The sequence below is a fragment of the Microbulbifer maximicatervae (SeqCode) genome (genome assembly GCF_052467505.1).
Window position 1 is genome coordinate 3,924,067 of record NZ_CP174313.1, and the last position, 24,470, is coordinate 3,948,536.

The 24,470-nt window shown below is 50.1% G+C and carries 24 protein-coding genes; 6 read left to right on the forward strand and 18 right to left on the reverse strand.

The genetic code is table 11. The features are described 5' to 3' along the window. Window positions 1–69: 69 nt before the first annotated feature. The gene (locus ACJJIN_RS17265; RefSeq protein WP_444895550.1) at window positions 70–948 is read left to right on the forward strand and encodes a LysR family transcriptional regulator; all 879 of its coding nucleotides are present in this window, start codon (window positions 70–72) and stop codon (window positions 946–948) included. 50 nt (window positions 949–998) lie between these two features. Here the strand turns inward: ACJJIN_RS17265 and ACJJIN_RS17270 are convergent, their stop codons facing one another. From ACJJIN_RS17270 to ACJJIN_RS17315, 10 genes are all read right to left on the reverse strand, one after another. Next, window positions 999–1,493 carry a hypothetical protein gene (locus tag ACJJIN_RS17270; protein ID WP_444895551.1) on the reverse strand — a complete coding sequence of 165 codons (495 nt, stop codon included), beginning with the start codon at window positions 1,491–1,493 and terminating at the stop codon, window positions 999–1,001. A gap of 132 nt (window positions 1,494–1,625) precedes the next feature. Beyond that, window positions 1,626–3,251 (reverse strand): M28 family metallopeptidase, encoded by a 1,626-nt coding sequence (locus ACJJIN_RS17275; protein WP_444895552.1) that lies wholly within the window; start codon window positions 3,249–3,251, stop codon window positions 1,626–1,628. Between the two features lie 184 nt (window positions 3,252–3,435). Beyond that, a complete protein-coding gene (locus ACJJIN_RS17280) occupies window positions 3,436–4,179 on the reverse strand; it encodes a hypothetical protein (RefSeq protein ID WP_444895553.1) in 744 nt (247 codons plus the stop codon). 14 nt (window positions 4,180–4,193) lie between these two features. Next, window positions 4,194–4,604: an ACT domain-containing protein gene (locus ACJJIN_RS17285; RefSeq protein WP_444895554.1), complete on the reverse strand. Its 411-nt coding sequence runs from the start codon at window positions 4,602–4,604 to the stop codon at window positions 4,194–4,196. A 306-nt stretch (window positions 4,605–4,910) separates the two neighbouring features. Next, the gene (locus ACJJIN_RS17290) at window positions 4,911–5,585 is read right to left on the reverse strand and encodes a hypothetical protein (protein WP_282930497.1); all 675 of its coding nucleotides are present in this window, start codon (window positions 5,583–5,585) and stop codon (window positions 4,911–4,913) included. A gap of 45 nt (window positions 5,586–5,630) precedes the next feature. Next, window positions 5,631–6,110: a hypothetical protein gene (locus ACJJIN_RS17295; protein ID WP_282930498.1), complete on the reverse strand. Its 480-nt coding sequence runs from the start codon at window positions 6,108–6,110 to the stop codon at window positions 5,631–5,633. 265 nt (window positions 6,111–6,375) lie between these two features. Next, window positions 6,376–6,840, reverse strand: coding sequence for an ecotin family protein (locus ACJJIN_RS17300; RefSeq protein WP_282930499.1), 465 nt, complete (start codon window positions 6,838–6,840; stop codon window positions 6,376–6,378). Between the two features lie 44 nt (window positions 6,841–6,884). Continuing rightward, a complete protein-coding gene (locus ACJJIN_RS17305; protein ID WP_444895555.1) occupies window positions 6,885–8,081 on the reverse strand; it encodes a biotin/lipoyl attachment domain-containing protein in 1,197 nt (398 codons plus the stop codon). Between the two features lie 123 nt (window positions 8,082–8,204). After that, window positions 8,205–8,891 carry a thiol:disulfide interchange protein DsbA/DsbL gene (locus ACJJIN_RS17310; RefSeq protein ID WP_413663932.1) on the reverse strand — a complete coding sequence of 229 codons (687 nt, stop codon included), beginning with the start codon at window positions 8,889–8,891 and terminating at the stop codon, window positions 8,205–8,207. A 229-nt stretch (window positions 8,892–9,120) separates the two neighbouring features. Continuing rightward, window positions 9,121–9,795, reverse strand: coding sequence for a c-type cytochrome (locus ACJJIN_RS17315; protein WP_282930502.1), 675 nt, complete (start codon window positions 9,793–9,795; stop codon window positions 9,121–9,123). 124 nt (window positions 9,796–9,919) lie between these two features. Here ACJJIN_RS17315 and yihA point away from each other — a divergent pair, with 124 nt between their 5' ends. Then, window positions 9,920–10,579: a ribosome biogenesis GTP-binding protein YihA/YsxC gene (gene yihA / locus ACJJIN_RS17320; protein ID WP_444895556.1), complete on the forward strand. Its 660-nt coding sequence runs from the start codon at window positions 9,920–9,922 to the stop codon at window positions 10,577–10,579. A 75-nt stretch (window positions 10,580–10,654) separates the two neighbouring features. Here the strand turns inward: yihA and ACJJIN_RS17325 are convergent, their stop codons facing one another. From ACJJIN_RS17325 to polA, 4 genes are all read right to left on the reverse strand, one after another. Beyond that, window positions 10,655–10,867, reverse strand: a complete 213-nt coding sequence (locus ACJJIN_RS17325; protein ID WP_444895557.1) for a hypothetical protein — start codon at window positions 10,865–10,867, stop codon at window positions 10,655–10,657. Window positions 10,868–10,880: 13 nt separating this feature from the next. After that, window positions 10,881–11,339, reverse strand: coding sequence for a hypothetical protein (locus ACJJIN_RS17330; protein ID WP_413663928.1), 459 nt, complete (start codon window positions 11,337–11,339; stop codon window positions 10,881–10,883). A gap of 728 nt (window positions 11,340–12,067) precedes the next feature. Next, window positions 12,068–13,036 carry a ribose-phosphate diphosphokinase gene (locus ACJJIN_RS17335; RefSeq protein ID WP_413663927.1) on the reverse strand — a complete coding sequence of 323 codons (969 nt, stop codon included), beginning with the start codon at window positions 13,034–13,036 and terminating at the stop codon, window positions 12,068–12,070. A gap of 410 nt (window positions 13,037–13,446) precedes the next feature. After that, window positions 13,447–16,185 carry a DNA polymerase I gene (gene polA / locus ACJJIN_RS17340; RefSeq protein WP_444895558.1) on the reverse strand — a complete coding sequence of 913 codons (2,739 nt, stop codon included), beginning with the start codon at window positions 16,183–16,185 and terminating at the stop codon, window positions 13,447–13,449. A 334-nt stretch (window positions 16,186–16,519) separates the two neighbouring features. Between polA and ACJJIN_RS17345 the strand changes: the two genes are divergently transcribed. Beyond that, entirely contained in the window at window positions 16,520–16,813 is a 294-nt protein-coding gene (locus ACJJIN_RS17345) for a hypothetical protein (protein WP_413663925.1), read from the forward strand. Between the two features lie 55 nt (window positions 16,814–16,868). Here ACJJIN_RS17345 and ACJJIN_RS17350 read toward each other — a convergent pair whose 3' ends face one another. Next, complete coding sequence (locus ACJJIN_RS17350) at window positions 16,869–17,771, reverse strand: metal ABC transporter substrate-binding protein (RefSeq protein WP_444895559.1); 903 nt, start codon at window positions 17,769–17,771, stop codon at window positions 16,869–16,871. Between the two features lie 121 nt (window positions 17,772–17,892). Between ACJJIN_RS17350 and znuC the strand changes: the two genes are divergently transcribed. The 3 genes from znuC to ACJJIN_RS17365 all read left to right on the forward strand — a co-directional run bounded on the left by znuC (window position 17,893) and on the right by ACJJIN_RS17365 (window position 22,349). Beyond that, window positions 17,893–18,684, forward strand: a complete 792-nt coding sequence (gene znuC / locus ACJJIN_RS17355) for a zinc ABC transporter ATP-binding protein ZnuC (RefSeq protein ID WP_413665908.1) — start codon at window positions 17,893–17,895, stop codon at window positions 18,682–18,684. Continuing rightward, on the forward strand, window positions 18,685–19,485 hold the full coding sequence (locus ACJJIN_RS17360) for an iron chelate uptake ABC transporter family permease subunit (protein WP_444895560.1): 801 nt from the start codon (window positions 18,685–18,687) through the stop codon (window positions 19,483–19,485). It begins immediately after the preceding gene. 230 nt (window positions 19,486–19,715) lie between these two features. Beyond that, on the forward strand, window positions 19,716–22,349 hold the full coding sequence (locus tag ACJJIN_RS17365) for a TonB-dependent receptor (protein ID WP_444895561.1): 2,634 nt from the start codon (window positions 19,716–19,718) through the stop codon (window positions 22,347–22,349). A gap of 87 nt (window positions 22,350–22,436) precedes the next feature. Here ACJJIN_RS17365 and ACJJIN_RS17370 read toward each other — a convergent pair whose 3' ends face one another. The 3 genes from ACJJIN_RS17370 to ACJJIN_RS17380 all read right to left on the reverse strand — a co-directional run bounded on the left by ACJJIN_RS17370 (window position 22,437) and on the right by ACJJIN_RS17380 (window position 24,320). After that, on the reverse strand, window positions 22,437–22,607 hold the full coding sequence (locus ACJJIN_RS17370; protein WP_444895562.1) for a hypothetical protein: 171 nt from the start codon (window positions 22,605–22,607) through the stop codon (window positions 22,437–22,439). 194 nt (window positions 22,608–22,801) lie between these two features. Next, a complete protein-coding gene (locus ACJJIN_RS17375; protein ID WP_444895563.1) occupies window positions 22,802–23,038 on the reverse strand; it encodes a hypothetical protein in 237 nt (78 codons plus the stop codon). Between the two features lie 85 nt (window positions 23,039–23,123). Continuing rightward, window positions 23,124–24,320, reverse strand: coding sequence for a dipeptidase (locus tag ACJJIN_RS17380; protein ID WP_444895564.1), 1,197 nt, complete (start codon window positions 24,318–24,320; stop codon window positions 23,124–23,126). Window positions 24,321–24,470 lie beyond the last annotated feature (150 nt).

Genomic DNA, 24,470 nt, shown 5'->3' on the forward strand with positions numbered 1-24,470 from the left:
AGATCTATTGGCAAAGTGGGATATTTCGATATTCCTTATCTATTTTAACGATCAACTGGAGATATCCCTTTGCGCTACACGCTCCGCCAGTTAGAGGTGTTCCTTGCCTGTGCCCATCACGAAAATGTCAGTCGTGCTGCGGAGAGCCTGAGTATGTCCCAGTCCGCAGCCTCCACAGCGCTGAAAGAGTTTGAACAGCAGTTTGAGTTGCGCCTGTTCGAACGCACCGGTAAGCGATTGCGTCTCAATGAACTGGGACGGCAATTGTGGCCAAGGGCGGAAGAACTCCTGGAGCGAGCCCAGGAACTTGAGCAGACACTGGCCACTCACCGGGAACTGGGAAGCCTGAAGATCGGAGCCACCCTGACCATTGGCAACTACCTGACAGCCAGCGTGATGGCTCGTTATATGGAAGAGCAGCCCGGTACTCAAGTACAACTGGAAGTTGCCAATACCGCAGCGATTGCCGAGAGGGTGCTCAATTTTGAATTGGACCTGGGATTAATTGAAGGAGAGATCAATCACCCGGATCTGGAAATCATCCCCTGGCGCCATGATGAGCTGGTTGTTTTCTGTGCACCAAACCACCCTTTGGCAGGCCGCAAGCGCCTCGCCGATAAAGACCTGATCGGTGCGACCTGGATCACCCGGGAATCGGGCTCTGGAACGCGACAGACTTTTGAAAGAGCAATGGCTGGCATACTCCCCAAGCTTCACATTTTACTTGAGTTACAACATACGGAAGCTATAAAACGAGCTGTAGAGACCGGACTTGGTATTAGCTGCTTATCCAGGGTTTCATTAGCTGAGGCGTTTAAGAGAAACTCCTTAATTGAGCTCCCTGTACCACAGAGAAATTTTCAGCGAGAGTTTTATTTTGCCCTACAGCGGCAAAAATATAGAAGTGCAGGAATTGAACGATGGATTGAGCTGTGTAAACAAGCTTAATTAAAAAAAAAGCCACCTCAAGGGTGGCTTCCTAACAACTGGCAACGATATTACTTAATTCGTACCAACTGTGATTTAGCCTCTTCCGGCACTTCGTCAATAGAAGCTATATTTAACCCACCGATCGGAGCAACAGCGGTATTTGACTGCAGAGTAACATGCGCAGACTCTGGCAGTTTCCACATTGCACCAGTTGCTGGGTCAACGATCAACCAGCCAATTAAACCACCAAAAAGAATATTACCGATGTACCAGCCATCCATACCCGCTTCAATCAAAAAGCTCTGTTCATTGTAACCAGCCATTTGGTATTTCACCGTATAGCTTGCAGAAGAAAAGAACCCATTAGATGCAGGCAGGGTAATTGTGTCAGGGGTTACACCACTATGAACATCCAAGCCCGCTTCATTAATGATAGTGAAGTTTGCACCGTTCGGAGTGCTGTTGATAGTTACCGGGTAGGAACTTTCACTCACGATACTTGCACAGCCAGTTACTGTCACCAATCCAGCAACAACAGCCCCCAAAGCGTATTTCTTAAACATATTTACTCCTAGTGTTATATATTTTAATTATCGGTAACTAGCCGATAGGTTGCGCAATTTAACATAGACCTATATTCATCTTACAAAAATTACGCACAATTCTTTCACAATTGAACTGTTAGTCGCTAATATCTAATTAGTACCAAATAGTTCTCCAAAAAAATCTCCTTCATACCAATATGGCCTAGCTTCAGAGTCAGCCACTTCCCTGGCAATCAGGTAGTTCACCTCGGTAAACTGTTTGGCCGCTTCATAGCTAATCTGCTCGTCAGCAGCATCTCCTGGCTTGTGGTATCGCTCACGTAAGAAAGCCATCTGTGCAGCAGTACCATCGATGCTGGAATCTTTGGCCTCCCTTCCAGTAATCAAGTAAATAGAAGGAACTCCGCGACGAACGAAATTATAGTGGTCACTGCGCACGAAGATAACTTCCTCAGGCATGGGGTCGGGACTGAGTTTTAGCCCGGAGCGATTTGCAGCCTGCTCCGCAATTTTCCCCAAAGATGAATGTTCAGCACCGAAAGCAATAATGTCTCGGAATGGATAGAGTAACATGGGCATGTCAAGGTTGATGTTGGCTACGATAGACGCCCGTGGCACTGTGGGGTACTCAGCGAAGTAATCCGATCCCAGCAAACCTTTCTCTTCAGCGGTAACAGCAACGAACAGCAGTGATCTGCGAGGACTCTGACCAGATTCAACAAATAAGCGTGCAGTTTCCAACATAACGGCAATACCGGCCGCATTATCCTGAGCGCCGTAATGAATTTTGCCATCTTCTTTTTTTCCAACATGATCCAGATGTGCGGAGAAAACAACATACTCATCTTTAAGGTGTGGATCACTCCCTGGCAACACCGCCACCACATTGGGGCTGGTTAGGTGCTCATGCTTAGAGCTGCTGATTAATTCTGCACGGTACTCAAGCGTGAAGCCTTTCGGGATCTTTCCTTGCTCAATATCGCTAAAAATACTTTCTAAGCTGCGCTCTGCGCCGTTAAACAGCTTGCTGCCCGCAGCGATACTCAGCATAACTCCCGGGTGCATGCCCGGGATTGCACTACCCGGTATATTGTTCTTTCTCACCCAGTCAAAAGTATCATCAAGGCGATGCTTAGCGTAGTAATCAAATGGGCGGCGCTTCTCCCGCTCAGGCGTATACAGGCGAACATAACCTACAGCACCATGTTTTGCTGCGACTTGACGCTTGGTGCGCGGAGAGGAGTAGTGAGCCCCCACTTCACTGGGCAAGCTCTGCGGGCGCCCGGCAAGTGCAACCACAATCTTTCCCTGCACATCTAGATCGGCATAATCATTAATATCGTAGTCAGGGGCCTCGATACCGTAACCGACAAATATCAACTCAGCGTTGAGTCCCGAGTGTTCACTCAACGTAGAGGGGGATGCGAGGAAGTCCTCACCAAATTGCATGGAGATTTCACTGTCTGAGCCTATCAGGACAAATTTAGGTTCATCCCCGTTCCAGCTGGCGCTACGAAAAGGTACTTCCTGAAAATAGCCTCGCTCTCCCGCTGGGATCAGTCCCATTTTTTTATACTGATCTGCCACATACTGTGCTGCTTGGCGATAACCCTCACTGCCAGTATCACGCCCCTCAAGCTCCGCTGACGCAAGGAAATTGATATCCTGGCGAATGTAATCACTATCTGCTGTGGGACCAGTGTTTTCATAGCTTGAGGTGGTGCAAGCCACCAGAAGTGCCATAGCCAAGGCACCCAATAGATTCTTTATTCTCATGGGGAGTGTTACTTCTCAGGAAAAAAGCGTGATTGTTGATACGAACAGGTCAAATAGAATTGGGCCACAAACGTTAACATTGAGGTGCCTGCGAACCGTCGAGCAATTACCTATCTTACCACGATCTAGGGCAAACTTAGCCGAGCTATCTAAACAGTATCCTTATAGCAGTTGCTAATTTCGCCTATGCGGCTTTCTCAAAACCGGGGAACACCCGCCCCACCGCACATGCTACTTTTTCGTAGGCATTATCCGCACAAAAATCTCCATGAGCGGCAAGAAAATGCAAAAAAGGCCGTCTTAAGATTTGCTCGAAATCATTCCGCATCCAACACCTTGGATCTTTATCACTTGGTGTCATTCTCGCCCGCCAAGAGGGAGCTATCTGCATGCCCTGACGTATACCTGAAAACCTCAAAAGGTTTTTACCAAGCCAATTGCACCCATGCCATGACTGCCAATACTGCAAGGCATCACAACTGACCAGTAGTCCGCCACTAAACGGGAGCCACAATACGGCTTCTGGAAACTGACTTTGGGAAAAGACAATAAAGCGCCCCCCCGGTATTGGACAAACATCCTCCTGTCGCAACACCTTATCTGCTTTTGGCGGATAAAAATCTGAGCCGCGCTGTGTCCAAAAGGTAAGATCAAAGTGGTCTCTGTAGTAGAGATCATCACGTCCATGGTGATAGCCAAGCCGTATCGCGTGACTCACACGCCCGAGATCTTTTAACTTTTCCTCCTGCTGTGGACGCAATCTGATGGGATTAATCAAGGTAAGGTGATCCTGCCAGCGAGCGATTCCCATATTGCGATTGATAGTGACCCCCGGCGCTAGTTTGATAGTTCCGGGAACATAAAAAAAATTAGGCAACAGTTGGCGAATCTCACCATGAGGCTCTGTGGGGGGGTAGTTGATACGCACTGGCAGGCTACATATCAGCTATATTGAACTCGATTTCGAATACCGCGCAGAATTTTTACTGCAAATTCCGCGTGCTCATCAGGGACAAAAATGTGGTCACAGTGTAGTGTGGATACCACGCTGGTATCTATTCCAGCCTCCATTAATTCCTGGGCGACCACAGGAATAACCCGCACCGCATCAAGACCAGCCAGGATCTGCAAAGTGATTTGGCGAAAGGGGGCGCTTGCGGCAATATCTAATTGCCGAGCCGAACGTTGAGGCAGTATCACACTCATTCCCTCACCTTCTCGGAAGAAACACAAACTCTCTGACAAAATATCTGTAAACCGACTATCTGAAACCTGACAAAACACATAGATTTCATCGTGCAGCTTGGGATACAAAGTTCTCAATGCTCTCACTACGGATAGATCAGCTTTCATGCTTTCTTTGCCGTCTGGAAGTTTTCTCCAACCTGATTAATACCTGTCTTCAGGTGAAAATAGTCCAACTCTAAAACTACTTTTTGTGGGCTCTCTATTACCCGGCAGCATATTTTAATTTGGAAAAAATAAGATCACGCATTTTTTTAGAATTATTTTCCTAACAGAGCTGGCAGTTTAATAACTAAATATTTTTAAGAATTTTCCTGAAGCTTCGAGAAGTCGGGTTTTAGCTGGTGGAAAGTTAAAAATATATTGATGGGGTTAATTCTTATTGAGAGAAGTTGACCCAATGACTGTGAGAAGTTACGGATTTCTCAGCTCTTCACCATCAAATTCCGGTTCATTGGGCGCGGGAGTTGTATCCACTTCCGACGAATCCTGTTCAACCTCCCAGCTCTTCAGCACCGCGTCAATATCCTTTTCCAGGCGCACACGGGGAAATTTTGGGCAGGGTGAATCTCTATCTGGATCATGCCATGCGGACAGGGGGGCTACAAAAACTACATAGGATTTATGCAGGCGATTTCGTCCAATACTCACTTCTGTCCATGTTGTTTGCCAGGCAAACTTTCCCCTCACCGCATAGTCGCTTTCGTAGGATTTTAGAGTGAGAAAATAGGGATAAATCTTCCCTCGCTTGCAAATAATTCTGCGTCCGGTCTTTATATTGGCCATTTGAGTAAATGGATCAAAATACCAATTAATATCGTATCCAAATACGAATTGCATCTCTCCATTTTGCCTTAAAAAAGCGTAGGATCTCCCAGTGCCATCGGGCTTGAGACTCCACACATGCCGCGCTTCACCATCGCGGGAAATCAGCCAGGCCCCAACCCATTGACTGGCATCGTAGCGTGATTTTGCATGCCAGCCTTCATTGAGTGTTTTTCGTTTCTCTTCACTGGCATTTGCACTTACGACAAAAATTAGCAGTGGCAGGAAGAGATAGAATTTTATCCATTCCCACCCACTACTCATCTTTTCCACGCACGGATTAAATAGCGTTCGCACGGAAGTAAGCTGCTAGCGACTGACAATATCCGGGCAACTTGCACCGGCCTTGGGGGTTCGCCAATCAGCCAACCGACGCTGAAAGCTCAGAAGTCCGCCGCCCGCCTGCAGCCAATGACGGCCATCAATCACTGCAAATAGGAGGGTGGCACGGCTCCAATCTCGAAATGCGACAGATACAACCCCGCCCTTACAGCGCACCGAGGTTCCAGTTTTAACTCGCACCCGGTCACCATCCAATTGCCAGTTAATGGCAAAACCATGGGTCAATAGGCCTTTGGCATTAAATCCATAGGCATATCCGGAGCCATCGGCATGCAGTTGCCACACTAATTGATCATCACCTTCACTCACAACCAGCCAATTTCCCGCCCACTTTTGCTGGGCGGACTCCGCCGAGGCCCACATTGGTATCGCTAGGAAAATTGCTGTGACAAATGGAACAACCGGCTTGATAAAATGCCGCTTTGGTAAAAGACGCAAAAACTTCATGCGCTGCCCTACGGTATCGGCCCCAGTGCATTACAGGGGGCGGGTTATTCAAAAGACGACTGGGGAAGTCGCCAATTTTCCTTTCCGATTACGGGGCTAAAGCCTCACTTATCGGCATGAAAAAACGCTTCGGCGCTATTTTTCACATCCCTCGAAAAGTAAGGCTAGACGCAATTTACAACGGTGGCAGGTTAAACGTTAAAAATATTCAAATTTACGACAAATTCACAAAAAGAATGCCAAGTCATTTTTACCGGTAGTCCAACTATCTAGATTTTGCTTCGGAAAAATTCTTGTCTGCTCTCCACACTCGATACTTTAACTGCACGCCCTGTGGCAGATATATAACCATTGGCAACTTACTGCTATAAGGCAGCATCAAGCCATCACCGCGCACGGTGATAAATCGCCGGGATTCACTGCCTTGGGCACAGACCTTTTGCGTATCTGTGGTCGGGGTCAAGTCGGACAGGACATAGAAGGGGTAACCCCAGCCTGGGAGTATGTCCTTACGCAATGGGGCGCTAAAGCTTTGCAAATTGCATTCCGCGACTTGGCTTTTTCCCGGTATCAACTCAACCCTAAAGCGACTTTCATCGACAACCTTGGGCAGCTTGATAACGTGACGTAACTTGCCATCAACCTCCTCTGGAAATGCATCCAGAGGCTCAGAGCTGTGGCAATCCAGGGCCAGTAACAACATGAAGGCAGTGGCAACTAATTTTGACATGGTATGGCCTCACTACTGCGCCGGGAAATGGCGGACAAAACTTTTTAAAGTCTAGTTCGCTTTTGTCTTCGCAGTCCCCACCAGAGCAGCGCCCCCAACCCGATTGCCAAAGCAAACAGAGCGGCAGTCCATAGGTATCGCCCCTCCCCCATCGCTGGTGGCTCCAACTTGGAGTGGGCCAGATTGAGATCCGCCCGCAGACTTTGAAACGCGGCAATAACTTCTGTGGAACTGGCACCACCAATCAAGTCACCCCGCAATTGCTGCCATTGGACCTGAAGCTGCTCCACCAGTACCTTGTCACGAATCAGCAGCTCCTGTTGTAACGGCCTATACCCATCACGATAAGCCAGCATTAACTTACCGTATGCCGCTTTTATATCTCCTCCTCGATAGTCCGTCTCCGCCAGCTGCAGCAAGCCAATTGCGCTGATAAGAGGGGGGATCAGAGTGCGTACAAGGTGGGGGTTTCCGCGCCACCACATCAATGCTTGTTGCAGAGTTGGCTCAAGTTCCGCCGGTTTAGTGGTCGCCATTCCCGGCAGTCCCAGTAAGCCGGGGTAACGGGTCGCCAAGTCGGAAGAGGGTGGCAACTGATTTGCCACTGGAAAAGCAGCGACAGTCACCGCTAATGCCCAGCGCTGTAGGCCGGTCAGATCTCCATCAATGTCGACTGTGTGAATAGAGTCAGTTTCTGGGTCCAGGGTGTTATAAAGATCATAGAGACTGAACCCCGCCATTCTCTCAAGATCATTGAGGGCTGGGCCTTCATTACTACCCTCACCGTCGACACCGTGGCAGATGGCACACCGCTGCTGATAAACAGGCATCATAAAACCCGGCGAGGGCAAAGAGTAACTGGGTGACCGCTGCAGCTGATACAAAGCAGCAAGGCGATCGGCGATTGCATTGGCTCGACGGCGCACCTCTGCGCTGGAATCCTTATCCTCAATCGCCTTACGCAAGTCCGAGAGGCTTTGCTGCAAACCCTGCCGACCAGGCCGATCGGGGAGTTGAGTGACCAGACGCAGTACTTCTTCTACCTGTTGCTTCTGTAGTTCATACAGAGGAGTGTCCAGTCGCTGCCCGTTCTCTACAGCGTCGCCGTAGTCTACCGCTATATAGGAGAGAAGATTGCTGGCCTGAGCGGCCACAGTATTGCTGCTTGAAGTGTCCTGGGCTGAAACAGGTGCGATTAAGCCAGCTAGGAGGGTAAACAGTAAAATCCATTTGAATCCCATTAGTGGCTTCCGGATCGGGCAAGGTTGATCGATGTTAGGAGCCTCTCGACAGATTGCGGGGCACCTTTCATAGGGTAGAAATAAAAAACCCCGCTCGAGGCGGGGTTTCTTCAATCGGAAAGCTTAGCCGCGATCCGCTCGCTCTTTGGCAATTAGGTAATCCGCCACTTGCAGCATCAGCTCCTGGCCATTGCTCTTACCTTTATATCCGGGGAAAGAGGAACTGATGCGGTATTTACCCGCAACAACAACTTCCGGGGTACCAGTCATTTTGTAAGCGCGCTGATTGGCCATACCTTGCTTAACTTTGCTGTTGATAGCGAAGGAATTCATCAGCTTCGCAGCTTTGGCACCATCTTCACCATGCTTGTTAAACAGAGCCTCGATCGCCTTTAAGTCAGGCACCCAGTTGCGACCTTCGCGGACAGCCAGCATCTGGCGCTGAGTGTAGATGGTGTTAAAGATAGGCGTGTGCATCTTTTCCAGAACACCCATGGAATCTGCTACGTAGTAAAGACGAGCGTGTACATCCATAACCGGCTGCCAAATTGCTGGCAATTTCAGCAGCGCAACATCGCTGGGCATCTTTTCTTTCCAGCGCTCCAGAGTTGGCTCAAAAGTGAAGCAGTGGGCACAGCCGTACCAGAACATCTCAGTCACTTCGATCTTGTCGTTGCTCTTTTGTGGTACAGCCTGCGGCAATACTTCATAGTGCTGGCCCGCTTTGAACTCGCCACTTTCCTGGGCGCAGGCAACGAGGCTGAACATTACAGCAAAAACCATCGTGATCGGGGCGAGAAATGCTCTCATAAGTCTTCTCCAACTTTTATTTAGTGGTGCGAACGCCATCTAGCGGCGGGCTGTCGAGCCACTGAGGACACAATAGACAACGCAGATTATTTAAGTTCCCGGACCCTCGTGCAAGGAAACACTGCAAAAACTGCCTAGTACGTCTATGGAAAGCGGCTTTATGCTCAGGCGACAGGCACAAAAAAGGCCGGTTGCAGACCGGCCTCAGTGTACTCAAACCCTGTGACTATTAGTCAGTCAGGCCTGCGATATAGTTGGCCAGCGCCTTGATCTCTGCATCGGAGAGTTGCTTGGCCACGGTGCGCATAGTGCGAACTTCACCGTCATTGTTGCGGGTACCCGCACGGAATGCTTTCAGCTGGGCTTCGATGTACTCTGGATACTGACCGCCCAGACGAGGGTAACCGGCCGGTGCATTGCCCAGTCCAGCAGGTGAGTGGCATCCCATACATGCGGGAACACCAGTCTCCATATTGCCTCCACGGTAGATTTTACGTCCAAGCATCAGGCCGTCGACGTTCTCACCGTTGTTTAGCATCACGGAAATAGCCTCAGATCCGGTCAGCTGCATTGGCTGCGAGGCAAAGTAAGCGGCGATATCCTGCAGGTCCTGATCGTTGAAGTTGTCCAACTGACCGATCATTTGCGGCACATCGCGGGCCTTTTTACCGTCAGGTGTACCTTTAATATCTTTAAGCTGCTTATACAGATATTTTTCGCCGAGTCCGGCAATCTTTGGAAAAGCTGGAGCAATACTGTTACCGTCTGCACCGTGGCAGGCTGCACATTGAGCGGCTTTTGCCTTGCCCGCAGCAGCGTCGCCCGCAGCCAGCGCCAAGGGCACGGCGCCCAAGCCGAAAACTAAACCGAGTGCCAGAGCAGTGTTCTTGATAATGCTGTTCATACGTCGTCCCGTTGCGCGCTGAGAGATGGCGTTTCGCACCGCCCCCGATAGTCCTGCGACGCGAAAACGGCGGCATTATATACTTGCGCGCCAAGCGAGTGTACCGAATAAACAGACTTATACGATGTCAAATTCAGAATTTAAAGCCCAACCACCAAAACTGAACTACCGTTCCATACAATTTCTCACCAGTGCCCCCACCCTGACTGAATGTCCGGAAGACTTTGGTGCCGAGGTGGCCTTTGCCGGTCGCTCCAATGCGGGGAAGTCCAGTGCTATCAATGCGCTCACGGAAAACAACAAGTTGGCGCGTACCTCTAAAACACCGGGACGCACCCAGTTGATCAACTTCTTTCGCCTCTCCGACCAGCAGCGCCTGGTGGATCTGCCCGGCTATGGCTTTGCCAAGGTCGCCCGCAGTATGAAAGATGAGTGGCAGCGCCATCTGGCCACCTACCTTGAGAAGCGAGAGTGCCTGCGTGGACTCGTGTTACTAATGGACATTCGCCAACCCCTCAAGGAGTTCGATCTGCATATGCTCACCTGGGCAGTAGAGGCCGAGCTCCCAGTGCACATCCTGCTAACCAAGGCCGACAAGTTGAAGAACGGTCCAGCCAACAACACTCGCTTTGCCGTAGAGAAGACCCTCAAGGAGCAGGGACTCAATCACGGGGTCACTCTGCAGATCTTCTCATCGACCAAAAAAACAGGCCTGGACAAACTCGAGCGCAAGCTTAATGAGTGGCTGGAAATCCCAGAGGAAGCCGCACCCACCGACGATTGAACGAGCTGGGAGCCCGGGGGCAGCGCCCCCCGAGCAACACAAGCACTTCAATTTTTCTCACACCGGAGAAAATTCCTAAAAGTGAACTCCGGGCACACCAGTTGCCGCTGCTTTGCGCTTCTGTTCGGGGATCAGGGAGCGAAGCAGTACCCGGTGCAGCCGTCGGCGTGCCCCCGGAGTTAAACAATGCAATTCCTCTGCATGTAAGTACCTCTGCGCGAGAAGAGCGGCAAGGGTTTCTTCGTGTATGGCAATCGTCAGCAGACGGGAATTGCCATCGGCATTCATCTTTTCATTCCCCTCAGTGCACTCTGTTTCCGCCATTGATACAGGCGGATATTCTGGCTGTGGAGAACTCGCGTACCTGCTGCTGTGTCTCTCCTGGGTAGAGTGAGCTGATGCAATCCGCCGCAACCCTTTGCTTATGGCTATCGCCCAACTCGCGGGCGAGTACTGAGCTGGCGCCGGCAAGTATGTAGTTTCGAAGTTTTTCATCACCCAGCTCCCGGTAGGCAGCCATTAACCAGATAGCGCTTTCACTAAAACGCGTTGCCGAAATGGCATAAGTTGGCCACTGCTTTTCCAGAAGAAAGCTGGCCAGATCGAAGGCGCATCCCAAATAAGGTATTGCTTCGGCGTAATTGCACTCTTCAAGCAAAAGCTTGCCGCGCTCAATCCAATCGAGCCACGCCTTTTCCGCACGATCCGTGTCAGCGGTCAACCATTGGCGATGGTTGGCACACAAGTAACGTAAATTCACCGATAACCCCCCATATTTGATTTAACTTAAAGATAATGCGAACCATTATCATTTGCAAGCGCATTCACAAGCAACTTTTGCTTTCTTCTGTGATGGAGTCATTTAATGAAATAAAAAAAGCCGGCAGATGGGGGCTGCCGGCTAGGGGACAGTGCCCTTGGGGTGGGGCACTTGTCAGACGCACCCAGGGGGACGGGTACGCCTGAGGGTTCTTTTCATCCCAAAATTTTTTTACCTGCTCCGATGGTAGGCTGAACTTTCATGCTTCCCAAGCGCATGTGTGAACCTTTAGGTTAGACCTATGCCATGCCCCAATTATGCCGGAAGTGGATACCAGGCAATGTAGTCGTGGGACCCAGGGGTAACTGTGAAAAACCTCTGCGGGAGTCTTGGGGAGATCCAATCTAAGGGCCTGCTCGCCGCATACGAAAACTTTAACTAGCTGAGCGGCTCACCAAACGATTTAAGCGCTTAATTCAAAAAGGAAAGGACAGGTACCCCGATGGATGAAATTACATAAATTCACGAAAGACATAAAAAAACCCCGGAGTTGGGGACCATCCGGGGTAGAAAAAGCTAAACGCTTTGGGGTTAGGGAGCAACAATGAACTGATTACTTGGATAGGCTCTCAAGCCCGATGGTTCCCGCTCCTTTGGTAAATAAGTGTAAACAAAATACGTGTTTTGGCGCCTCATACGTTCTTCTAAGTAAAGGCGGTCGATTTTTATCAAATTGTTAACTCAGCCACTGGCCCATTGCTGTGCAGGCGGCGAATACAATCTGCAATCAACGGCGCACAATCTATCCACTCACAGTTTCCTCGCAGCTGCGACTGAGGAAGAGAATTAGTCACCACAATTGATTCCACCGGCAAGCGCGCCATTGCTGTATGGGCATCGCGACTAAATTGTCCGTGGACACAAAACACCAAAATCCGCCTCGCTCCCGCTTTTATCACCGCGTCCACTGCCCGTGTAACTGTGTGGCCAGTAGCAAGTAAGTCATCGACGATAATGACCGTGGCATCCTTAACTTCCCCAATCAAAGTTCCCCCACTCAACAGAGCACCGCTGCGATACTTCTCCACAAATGCGCTAGCCACCGGCACCCCCAACTGATCCCCAAGGGCCAAACGGAATTTTTCCGCACGCTTTATCCCTCCTTCATCTGGAGACAAAACAACCAGGGGACCCGGGTCTCCGGACAGACGCATTCGCGCCACTTCAATCAACAGGGGGTTGGAAACCAGGTGAACGGTGCGGCAGCGGAATGCGTTCTCAAAGGCAGCCAAGGAGTGAACATCCATAGTCACGACTACATCCACTCCGGCGGCTTCCAGAAAACTGGCCAGATAGCGACTCGGCAGGGGGTCGCGCAATTTGGTTCGCCGCTCTTTTCGTGCATAGCAAAGGTAGGGGATGACCGCAGTCACTCTCGCGGCACCGGCATCGCGAAGCGCCCCAATAAAAAACAGGCAGCGCATAAGTTTCTGGTCAACACAGCTGCTGGTATCGGTGTAAAGGGATTGGACCAGAAAAACATCCGCCCCTTCCACGTCATCCAGTGGCCGAACTTTGTGTTCGCCATCATCGAATTGACGCTCTTCATGGCGAGATACCGGTTCACCGAGACTCGCGGCGACACGTCCTGCGAAGTCTGCTCCCACATCGAGACTGAATAACTTAATGCGGCTCATAAGCTCAGTACCCTGCCTGGCGCCTCACACTCGCTGAGCGCCTTGCCCACGTTTTAATAGAAGTATGGACAGTGGAATTTAGGATCTGGAGTACTGCGGGTGTTGCAGTTGTTGCGGCTTGCGTAGATAGGGAGGATCAGGGCTGAAAGACAGGCAAAAAAATGCCCCGGACTTGGGGGAGTACCGGGGCAAACATCTGACTTCCTTGGGGGATGATGACGCATTCCAACGATCTTGCCTTTTTAGAGGGGCTGTCGCCGGAACAGTTCCACGGAATTTCAAAAAGATTGTAAAAACGCCTAACAAAACACAAAAATTGGCATTTTATTCATCCGTACCAACAAGAGCGCGCCAAATCATTCCGAGCAGCGCGCCCTACCCTCAATTCTTAGATGGTTTCTTCAGTCAAATTAGTGCGCCTGATCCCAATCTCGGCCCTGTCCCAGATCCACAATCAGGGGAACGTGGAGTTCTGCCGCGCCTTGCATCAATTCAACAATGCCATCGGCCACAATTTCGACCTCATCCTTGTGTACTTCAAGAACCAATTCATCGTGTACTTGCATAATCATCCGGGTCGCCAGCTTCTTCTCCCTGAGCCAGCTGTCTACAGCGATCATGGCCCGCTTGATAATATCGGCGGCAGTACCCTGCATTGGCGCATTAATTGCGGTCCGCTCTGCTGCTTGGCGCTGCATGCCATTGCGTGAGTTAATTTCCGGCAGATAGAGACGGCGTCCAAACAGGGTTTTCACATAGCCCTTTTCTGCGGCCTGTGCACGGGTATCCTCCATATAGCGCAATACACCCGGGTAGCGCTCAAAGTAACGGTCGATATAAGTTTGGGCGTCAGCCCGGGGGATATCCAACTGCTTGGCCAGGCCAAAAGCCGACATGCCGTAAATCAAACCAAAGTTGATCGCCTTGGCCCGCCGGCGCTGCTCATCAGTTACCTCATCCTGAGCCACTTCAAAGACTTCTGCCGCCGTCGCGCGGTGAATATCTGCGCCTTGAGCAAATGCATCCACCAACCCTTTGTCCCCAGACAGGTGAGCCATAATACGCAGCTCAATTTGGGAGTAGTCCGCAGCGATGATCTCACTGCCACCATTGATTCTTGGGTCAACGGTGAAGGCCCGACGAATACGGCGCCCCTCCTCTGTACGAATAGGAATATTCTGCAAGTTAGGGTCACTGGAGGACAGGCGCCCGGTAGCAGCTACTGCCTGGTGATAAGAGGTATGTACACGACCGCTACCCGGGTCGATCATTTTTGGCAGTTTATCGGTGTAGGTATTCTTCAGTTTGGCCAGGCCGCGATACTGCATTATCAGTGCGGGCAGCTCGTGGTTGTGGGCCAATTCCTGCAATACCGCCTCAGCGGTAGAGGGGGCACCTTTGGGGGTCTTCTTGATCACTGGAATCTGCAGCTTTTCAAACAGGATCGCTCCCAACTGCTTGGTGGAGCCCAGATTGAACTCTTCGCCGGCTACTTCGTAAGCTTGCTGTTCCAGCTCTCGCATTCGCTGCTCAAGTTCAGCACTCTGCTCCGCCAACATCTTGGCATCGATATAAGCACCGTTACGCTCCATACGGGCCAGAACTGGTAGCAGAGGCATCTCAATATCATCGAGTACCTTTACCAGAGTTGGCTCTCGCTCCAGACGCGCACTCAACTCATTGTGGAGACGCAGGGTGATATCTGCATCTTCAGCCGCATAGGGGCCCGCTTTGTCCAGCTCGATCTGGTTAAACGTCAGCTGTTTGGCGCCTTTACCGGCAATATCCTCGAAGTGAACCGTGTTCTCCCCCAGGTACTTGAGTGCGAGACTGTCCATATCGTGACGGCTGCCAGTGCTGTCCAGAACATAGGACTCCAACATGGTATCCCGTGCGATGCCGCGCAATTCAATATCGTAGTTTGCCAGGATATGACTGTCGTACTTCAGGTTCTGCCCCACCTTCTTGTGCTGTGGATCTTCCAGCAGGGGTTTGAGTTTGGCCAGCACCTCATCAAACGGCAGTTGCTCTGGTGCACCCATATAGTCGTGGGCCAGGGGAACATAAGCTGCACGATAGGGCTCCACCGCGAAGGACACCCCCACTAATTTTGCCTGCATATAATTGAGGCTGGTGGTTTCCGTGTCGAAGGCAAAGATGTCTGAACTCTTCAGTTGTTCCAGCCAGGCATCGAACTCCGCCATTTCTGTGACGATGACGTAATCGCGCTCAACGGCTTCCGCCATGGCTTCTTCAGCCTCTTCACTGGTTAGCTCTTCTAACCAGCCGCGAAATTCATTCTGCGTGAATAGCTCAACCAGTGCCTCTGTATTGGGCTCTGAATTGTGCAGTTCCTGGGGGTGATAAGGCATCTCCACGTCGGTTTTGATAGTGGCGAGCTTATAGGAGAGTTCTGCCGCCTCGCGGTGCTCCGCCATCTTTTTGCCGAGGGTTTTTGAGCCACGGAACCCCAGCGGTGCAATGGCATCCAGGTCGGAATAAATGGTCTCCAAGCCTCCCAGATTCTGTAACAGTGCCAGAGCGGTTTTCTCGCCTACACCAGGAACTCCGGGGATATTGTCTGATTTATCTCCCATCAGGGCGAGAAAATCGATAATCAGTTCTGGACCTACACCAAATTTCTTAGTCACGCCCTCGCTGTCCATTTCGGTATTGGACATGGTGTTAACCAAGGTAACGCCCGGACGCACCAGCTGCGCCATGTCTTTGTCGCCGGTGGAGATTATGACTTGCTGCCCCTGACTCTGGGCCTCCAACGCCAGGGTGCCGATCACATCATCAGCTTCAACACCGTCGACCACCAAGCGCGGCAATCCCATAGCGTCGATGATGTCGTGAATGGGCTGAATCTGCTCACGCAAGTCATCTGGCATAGGAGGGCGGTGGGATTTGTATTCGGCAAACATCTCATCGCGAAAAGTCTTGCCCTTTGCATCAAAAACAACCACTACAGGACTGCCTGGGTGCTCCTTGAGGTGGCGGCGCAGCATACTGATTACACCGCGCACCGCACCAGTAGGCTTACCCTGGCTGGTGGTCAATGGCGGCAGCGCGTGAAAAGCGCGATAAAGGTAGGAGGAACCATCCACCAAAATCAACGGGGCGGCTGAGGTGTTTTGTTTACTCATAGACGATGAATTCTTGCTTGCTTAGTTTGGCGTTCAGGACGCGCGGCAGGCCGATAGGATAACGCCCTTCGCTCTGTTTTTCCGCTTACTGATTCTTTCCCGCCAGACACCGTAGGCAACCTCTGCACAAAAGCCCACTCGACTTACCCCGCCGATTAAAACTATCGGCGCATCGATCTCACCAAATCTCCAGGCTTGGCTAGTCTTGCCGGTAGCGACCTTATGCGTTCGCTACTCCCCGGAAATCAAATTGTCACAGGCTGCCCCCAGGCAGTCAGGGATCTTTTATTTCCAAAAAACTGTGCCACCCGATGTTGAAGGAAGGATTCGAAAGATGAGAGGAGTGATGCGTGCCACCCTGTTGTTTGCCGCAAGTATCTTTGCCATTTCGGCAAGTGCCGGCTCGGATTGCAGTGGAGAGCATACCGCTGAAGCCGAGGCGACTGATGAAATACACTCACAGCAGTCTGAGGTAGAAGGCCATGAATTAATACTCAGGCAAGCTATCCGTGAAAGAGAGAATGATTTGCTGGAGAGACAAAAACAGCAGCTGGAGAAACTGCAAAAACAAGCGGAAAGAGATGCTGCCCGAGTAGAGAAACTACAGCAAATAACCAATCGTTCCTAGAAGCCACCCTACCAGATCCCGCCCCCTCCCTGGGTAGGCGGGATACTTGGTGCCCTCAAGGAGCCTCTGATTTATCCTTGTTGCGGTCGGGAACCTGACTCAAGCAAGTGCGGGCTTGAGACAAGAGGGACTCTATCAATTCCCTATAATCAGCATTTTCACTCAACTGATCTCCCAGCAGATCCAAAGCGGCGTAACGCAGCCCCAAGTTTTCTGCCAACTGTTGATCTCGTTCATTAGCCGGCATATCTCCAAATAGACAGCCGTCGTCAATCTGTGACAAATCCAGCATTGCCTTGGCACCATAGCCCCCGCCACTGCCATCGCCCAGAGCGTGGGTTTTCACTCCTGCGGAACCAAAAAAGTGACCATAGGCATCGTGCGTAACAACGATGGGAACTTCGCGATATCCGTACAAGGCCCGATCGAGAACTTTCTGCAAGTTGGCCATCGAACTGGAAAACTGCCGTGCACGCCCCATAAACAGCTCCGCCTGCTGTGGCTGTAATTGCGCCAGGCGCTCAGCGATCTGCGCCGCAGCTATTGCCGCATTGCGGGGGCGCAACCAGAGGTGGGGGTCGGTAGCACTGGCTCCCTCATATTCAAGGGTCTCTATATCCAGCAGCTGCATTTGCCGGCCCGCTGGTAACAGCGCTGCCTGTTTTGCCAATACCCCCTCCATTTGCGGTCCCAACCACACCAATAGTAAGGCGCGCTCAAGTGCAGCCCGATCGGAAACCGAAGGGGCATAATGGTGAGGATCTGCTCCCTCAACTAGCACCCGAACAGGAATATCCTCACCGGTTATTTCCCGGGCGATCAGGGCTAAAGGGCGCACGCTGACGACCAGCTCTCCACCACTGTCGGATTCCGGTTTGCTACAAGCCGGGAGAAAGAGCCCGAATAGAAGCACCGTGGAGATTGTAAAAAGACGTTTGAAGGGATACATCAGAGACATTAGGCGGCGAAAAATTGCGATATAATCACAACCAGCGCCAAGCTGCCAGCCTGGTTGTCCATATCCGGTAAAGAAGGTATGGAAGCAAACATCTTAAAGACTTCCCTGCGGAGATTGAATTCTGAATCCACCCCAGCCGCTTATCACAGCTGACAATATCGCCCTTCAGGTGGGCGGCAGACAGTTACTTAAAGATATTACAGTCGAATTGTCCCAGGGGGAGATTGTCACCTTAATAGGCCCAAATGGAGCCGGCAAAACCACTCTCCTGCGCCTTCTGCTGGGGCTCAGCCAGCCGACCCAGGGCCGCGTGTGGCGACAAACTGGGTTGCGTATTGGCTATATGCCCCAGCGGCTTCATATCGATAGCTCAATGCCCATGTCAGTTGAACGCTTCTTGCAACTTGGCCAACCGGCCATGAAGCCCGAGCAAGCGCAGTCGGCATTGGACAGGGTGGGCGCAGGGCAGCTTAGAGGCGCCTCTCTGGCAAATCTATCTGGTGGAGAAATGCAGCGGGTCTTACTCGCTCGTGCCGCATCGCGCAAGCCTCAGCTGCTGGTCCTCGATGAACCCACTCAGGGAGTCGATATCGGTGGTCAAAGTGAGTTGTACCAGTTAATTGCCACCCTGCGCGACGAGCTCGGCTGCGGTGTGTTACTGGTTTCCCACGACCTTCATTTAGTTATGGCTGCAACCGACCGGGTCCTTTGTTTGAACCAGCATATCTGTTGTCACGGACACCCGGAGCAAGTAAGCCGCCACCCTGCCTATCTGGAATTATTTGGGGACAAGGTCGCCCCCTATACCCACCAACATAACCACCAACATAAATTAAGTGGAGATATTGCGCCCGCAAGCAGCTGCAATCATCAACACACTCACACAAATACTAAAAACAAAGAGCAAAAATAAGTGGTTGATTTCGGCGAATTACTGCACAGCCAATTTCTCTGGTACGCCCTCGCCGCCGGCCTTATGGTCGCTATTGTCAGCGGCCCTTTGGGCTGCTTCGCCGTGTGGCGACGCATGGCCTATTTCGGCGACACCCTGGCTCACTCAGCCCTTCTTGGAGTGACGCTGGGTTTTGTACTACAGATTATGCCAACGGTGGCTGTCGGTATTACTTGCTGTGTACTGGCACTGCTGCTGATGTATTTACAGCAGCGCCAAAAGCTCGCTGTAGATACCTTGCTGGGCATATTGTCCCACTCCATGCTGGCACTGGGGATTGTCACCGTCAGTTTCTTTAAGATTAAGGTGGATCTCTTATCTCTGTTGCTGGGAGATTTACTCGCGGTCAGTGGCCAGGATCTGGTACTAATGGCCATTGCCGCCGCCACAATCCTGGGACTGCTTTATTTCCTGTGGGAACAGTTACTGGCTTTCACCCTGCATGAGGAATTAGCTTCAGTGGAAGGTGTCCCTATCGAGCGATTACGAATCGCTCTGATGTTGATGCTGGCAATACTGATCGCGATTGCAATGAAAGTTGTCGGGGTTCTGTTAATTACCGCCCTGCTGATTATTCCCGCAGCTACCGCGCGAAAACTGTCGCATACTCCGGAGCGTATGGCAGTACTGGCCTCATTGCTGGGATGCTTAGCGGTAGTACTCGGCCTTCTTGCCTCTATCTTGTGGAATACACCCGCGGGTCCGTCCATTGTTCTGGCCGCAGCACTGTTTTTCCTCACTTCACAACTGCGAGCCAGCTAAAGGTGGGCCGCAGGTTAATTTCATCCTAATTTGTTGTTCGATACCTACATTTGTCGCAAAATGTCGCTTAAATACACCTATTAATGGGATTTCTGTCACCGTTCATCGCAATAAGCTGATGGTTAGCCTCTAGCCAATTGTGTCAGTTTTCCGTCGTTGCTAGTGTTGCCCGACGACCAGCCGTATTAGGCCAGTCACGGATAATGACAAGAAAATGGACGCACAACGATATGGAAAAATTCACTCTCCGTCGCAATCTGTTGGCCTCTGCCATTTTGGCCGCGGCCGCTTCAACAACTCCACAGGCTCTCTTCGCTGCCGAGGAAGGTGCTATTGAAGAGATCACCGTTGTCGGCTCCCGCATTAGCCGCAACTCTGAATTTGAAAATGCTACCCCGATCCAGGTAATGGACCGCGAAAGCATCGAGAGATCCGGTTATACCAATCTGCAGCAGTTGTTTGAGAAAAATCCCGCCGCCGGTAACGGCACCTTCTCCACCCGCGGCAACAACCAGGATTCCACCGCCAACGGCGCAGCTGCGGTGAGTTTGCGCGGTATGGGTGCCGATGCCACGCTGGTATTGGTTAATGGCCGCCGTGTTGCTATCAGTTCCTTTGCCGAGGGGGTAACCACCAACTTCGTGGATATCAACAGTGTTCCGTTGGCCGCTGTTGAACGTGTGGAAGTTTTGAAGGATGGTGCCTCCGCCATTTACGGCTCTGATGCGGTAGCCGGTGTGGTCAACCTGGTACTGCGCAAAGATTTCGAAGGCACTGAAGTTTCTATGGACTACGGCAGTGCAGATGGCTATGACGAGCAGTCTTTCTCGGCTGTTTGGGGCATCAATGGGGAAAACTCCAATTTCACCGTTATTTTTGATCATCATAAAAATAGCCGCCTAGCAAGCACCGAACGTAGCGGCTTGGGTACGGCCAACCAGTCCGGTAATGGCGGCCTGGACCTTCGTTCAGGTCGTGGTTTTCCGGGAAGTTTCATCCTGCCAGGGGCCTCTAAAACAATTGAAGATCCTAACTGTCCAGAAGATCGCATAAAAGTAACCGATAATGGCAATGTATGTGTTTACGATTACGGTCCTTGGACACTACTTACTCCCGAAGCGGAACGTACCGGGTTAATTATGCTTGGTCATAAGCAGTTAAATGAGGACATAGAGTTTTTCAGTGAGATCGCTGTGCAACATAATACTTCTGTAGCCCAAGGTGCCCCAACACCCCTAGATGCTGATGCAGGGCTTTATGTACTGGCCGATCACCCCAACAATCCCTTTGGCGAAGATGTCGATATCGCCTTTTACCGCACTGTAGATGCTGGGGCACGCCAATGGGATATAGAAACCGACAACCTACGTGGTGTTTTCGGCCTGCGAGGTTCTATCGCCGATTGGGATTGGGAGACATCCATTCAACGCTCACGTAGCGAATCAGAACAAACCGGCAATAAATCCCAAGGTTGGGTACGCACCGACCTATTGCAAGAACAGATTAATGCTGGCAATTACAATCCCTTTGGCGGCGTACAAAATCCGGACTCTGTGATTGATGCCATCACCACCAATCTGGTCCGCCAGGGTAAGTCTGATCTAACAAGCTACAATTTCTCAATCAATGGTGATTTATTTGATACCTCCAATGGCACCATTGCTATGGCTGCTGGCTTGGAATACCGTGAGGAAAAAGCCTCCGATATCCCCGACGATCAATTCCAGCGTGGCCTCATTTTTGGTACTGAGTCTGTATCAGCCAGCGCCAGCCGTGATATCTCTTCGGCTTATGTCGAAGTAGCCATCCCTCTTCCCGCTAAGTTCGACCTCACATTGGCCGCTCGCTACGACGATTACAGCGATTTTGGCAGCACCACTAATCCCATGGCCAAGCTGTTGTGGACTGCCACTGAGCAACTATCCTTACGCGCCTCCTGGGGCACCGGTTTTCGTGCGCCATCATTGGCGCAAATAGGGCTTGGCGACTCACAAGAATCAAAATTTTTGACAGACTATTATGGCTGTGAAGCCAATGGCATAGATATTAAAGATTGCACTAAGCTCGATTACACAATTATTTACTCTCAAAACCCGGATTTAGAGGCAGAGGAATCTGAGTCCTTCAACGTAGGTGCCGTTTACGAGCCTATTGAGAACCTGCGTCTTTCCCTCGACTACTGGAATATCACCCAGGAAGGAAAGATCGATGACATTCCATATACCGGCATCTATAGTCTTCATTGTAACGATCAAGACAGCACCGTCTGCCGACGCAATGAACCACTTGCAGGCCAATCTTTAGGACAGCTGCAATCCCTGCTTAGTAGCTACACCAATATTGGCGAACAAGACGTGTCTGGTGTCGACCTTAGCGCTGTATACAGTGGGTTGGAACTAGCCAGTGGAGAGTTAAACCTACGTTTGGATTATTCCTATTTAACTGAGTTTGAGCGTGTGGAACTCAACTTAAACGGTGATGCACTTATGACCCATGATTTAGCAGGGAAATACGAGTATCCACAGCACCGTTGGAATGCCACAGCTGATTGGAACTTTGATACCTTCGGTATAAGTGCCTTGCTCAGCTATATCGGTGAATTTGAGGATACCCCAAATATCTATGGAAACCTCGATTATGGTGATAATGCTTATCGCACAGTGGATTCATTCCTCACTTTAGGTATACAGGCTCGATATACCGGCTTTGAAAATATGGTTTTAAGTCTCGGCGCCGACAATGTCTTCGACGAAGAGCCACCTTTCGCTGTCGGTGACCAGGATGGAGACCTTTATGGTTATGTTCAGTCACAACACGACCCTCGTGGTCGCTTTATCTATGGCAAGATGACTTATAGCTTCTAATCACTATAAGTAGATCAGCACATAAAAAAGGGGAAGCGGTAAGCTTCCCCTTTTCAATTTTCGCCGCTTTGCTTTTTCAGCCGCTATTTATTTGTTCTCTATATTCTGTCTAGCCTTCTTTGCAGCAGCCTCTAGGGAAATTCTCTGTTTAGCCAATTCCAGTCCCGCTTTACGAAACTCATGGATACCCAGCATAATACCGATCAATTCAAACAGTGAGACTGCTATCCCAATAAAAAGCAAGTAAGACTCTGGCACAGTTAGTTCCTGCGGGCCAATAGAGCCGTCACTTTGAAATAGATACCCAAAGTGAGCACGGTTGGAACCCAAAGGGCGGTAAATATGCCCTGCTCCTTATAGCCGCTAAACCATAAACCGGCGGATAATACCAGTGAAACTAAAACTGCCAACAAGATAAAGAAATCTGACGCCTTCAACACCTAGTAAGCCCTCTAATCTTCATCGAACTCCCAAAATCCTATTGCAGCCATCAGTAATCCAAGCACGGTGAGGGCCGCAGGAATTCGCAATCCCAATACGCCAAAAATATCTAACATTGAGGGAATAAAGGGAATAAAACCCAAAATTCCCCACAGAAAGAATACACCGGCAATCGACAACCCAGTCCAACCCACCATCAATCGTACTTTCTTAGATCGAAAATAACCGGCCAAAAGCATTTTCTGCATTAATAATACAAAACAAACGGGCTTTGCCCGTTTGAACATTATTGACAGAATAGTGCAGCCTCAGCTGGTTAGAGGAGTGTGAGTCTCATCCTTTATTGCGCTTGGCGTAATCTTCATTAGCTTGCCAAACTCTAACTAAATTTCCGCCTAGAATTTTTTTAATGTCCTGCTTGCTATACCCACGCTTTAGCAGGCCTTCAACCAAATTAGGATATTGAGAGACGTCTTTTAAGCCGACGGGCAAGCTATCTCCGACACCGTCAAAATCCGATCCAATGCCTATATGATCCACTCCCACTAAATCACGAATATGGTCGAAATGATCAAGAACATCTTCCAAATCTGCATAAATGAACTTCTCAGTTGAAAGCTTATCGGAGTACTCCTCAACTTCCTTACTATCTTTGGATAAACCCTTTTCTTTAGCAAATTTCTCAACCTGATTAGTTATTTCACGATATGAATTCAGTGAATCACCACTAATAAAAGTAGAGCCAAAATTCACCATGATGATGCCGCCGTTGTCAGCCAACGCCTTAATCATTTCATCATTCATATTTCGCTCAAATCCCGGCGTAAAATGCCTTGCCGAAGAGTGTGAAGCGATAACTGGAACAGCAGATAAATCAACAACTTGCCAAAAAGCTGCATCTGATACATGAGAAATATCGATCATTACTCCCATCCGATTCATCTCTCGTACCAAGCGCTTTCCGAATGCACTCAAACCTTCCCAGGGCCTGTTTTTATCATACGAGGAATCAGAGATATGATTGCTCTTTGAGTGGGCTAAGGTAATGTACTTCACCCCTCTATCAGAGAAATACTTTAAATTGGCAAGATCTCCCTCAATAGGAGCCCCGTTCTCTATACCCAAAGGTAAGGAAATTAAGCCGGCATCGACTTGCTTTTGTAGATCATTTATTGACTTAGGTATTGCAAACTTATCCGGATGCTGTTTGACCATTGCCTCCACTTTATCAATCAAAGTATCTGCATACGATTTGGCAATACCCTCGTCCTCCTTTTCTGCAGGGACATAAATAGACATAAAGGGGGCATTTAGTCCACCTGCTTTAGCTCGAGGGTAATCAAAGTCTCCCTTATCCGTGCTAAGTCCAACATCTTCTTCAGCTTGTTCGAGACGATAGGGAACATCTACATGTCCATCAACAATCAAATACTCTTGAACCAGCTCTTGAGCTAGATCTTTACCTTCACCTGCAAATACAGGGTTGCAAGTTAGTGCACATAATGTCCCAACTAAAAAATAATTTTTCAAATGACAATCTCCCTATTTGTATGAATATATCTAGAAAATTTACCGTATATGGTGCTCATCTAGAATCACATTTCTTAAATACAATACTTTGATTTGTTAATCTACAAAGATTAAATCGTTGTCTTTCTTATAACTGCAGATTGGCTGAAT

Coding starts and splice junctions, on each gene's coding strand:
- ACJJIN_RS17300 (WP_282930499.1), bottom strand. CDS start 6,840: ATGTCAAAATTAGTTGCCACTGCCTTCATGTTGTTACTGGCCCTGGAT.
- ACJJIN_RS17295 (WP_282930498.1), bottom strand. CDS start 6,110: ATGAAGTTTTTGCGTCTTTTACCAAAGCGGCATTTTATCAAGCCGGTT.
- ACJJIN_RS17350 (WP_444895559.1), bottom strand. CDS start 17,771: ATGTCTCTGATGTATCCCTTCAAACGTCTTTTTACAATCTCCACGGTG.
- yihA (WP_444895556.1), top strand. CDS start 9,920: ATGTCAAATTCAGAATTTAAAGCCCAACCACCAAAACTGAACTACCGT.
- polA (WP_444895558.1), bottom strand. CDS start 16,185: ATGAGTAAACAAAACACCTCAGCCGCCCCGTTGATTTTGGTGGATGGT.
- ACJJIN_RS17375 (WP_444895563.1), bottom strand. CDS start 23,038: ATGCAGAAAATGCTTTTGGCCGGTTATTTTCGATCTAAGAAAGTACGA.
- ACJJIN_RS17290 (WP_282930497.1), bottom strand. CDS start 5,585: ATGAGTAGTGGGTGGGAATGGATAAAATTCTATCTCTTCCTGCCACTG.
- ACJJIN_RS17365 (WP_444895561.1), top strand. CDS start 19,716: ATGGAAAAATTCACTCTCCGTCGCAATCTGTTGGCCTCTGCCATTTTG.
- ACJJIN_RS17305 (WP_444895555.1), bottom strand. CDS start 8,081: ATGGGATTCAAATGGATTTTACTGTTTACCCTCCTAGCTGGCTTAATC.
- ACJJIN_RS17285 (WP_444895554.1), bottom strand. CDS start 4,604: ATGAAAGCTGATCTATCCGTAGTGAGAGCATTGAGAACTTTGTATCCC.
- ACJJIN_RS17335 (WP_413663927.1), bottom strand. CDS start 13,036: ATGAGCCGCATTAAGTTATTCAGTCTCGATGTGGGAGCAGACTTCGCA.
- ACJJIN_RS17275 (WP_444895552.1), bottom strand. CDS start 3,251: ATGAGAATAAAGAATCTATTGGGTGCCTTGGCTATGGCACTTCTGGTG.
- ACJJIN_RS17315 (WP_282930502.1), bottom strand. CDS start 9,795: ATGAACAGCATTATCAAGAACACTGCTCTGGCACTCGGTTTAGTTTTC.
- ACJJIN_RS17345 (WP_413663925.1), top strand. CDS start 16,520: ATGAGAGGAGTGATGCGTGCCACCCTGTTGTTTGCCGCAAGTATCTTT.
- ACJJIN_RS17270 (WP_444895551.1), bottom strand. CDS start 1,493: ATGTTTAAGAAATACGCTTTGGGGGCTGTTGTTGCTGGATTGGTGACA.
- ACJJIN_RS17325 (WP_444895557.1), bottom strand. CDS start 10,867: ATGAATGCCGATGGCAATTCCCGTCTGCTGACGATTGCCATACACGAA.
- ACJJIN_RS17310 (WP_413663932.1), bottom strand. CDS start 8,891: ATGAGAGCATTTCTCGCCCCGATCACGATGGTTTTTGCTGTAATGTTC.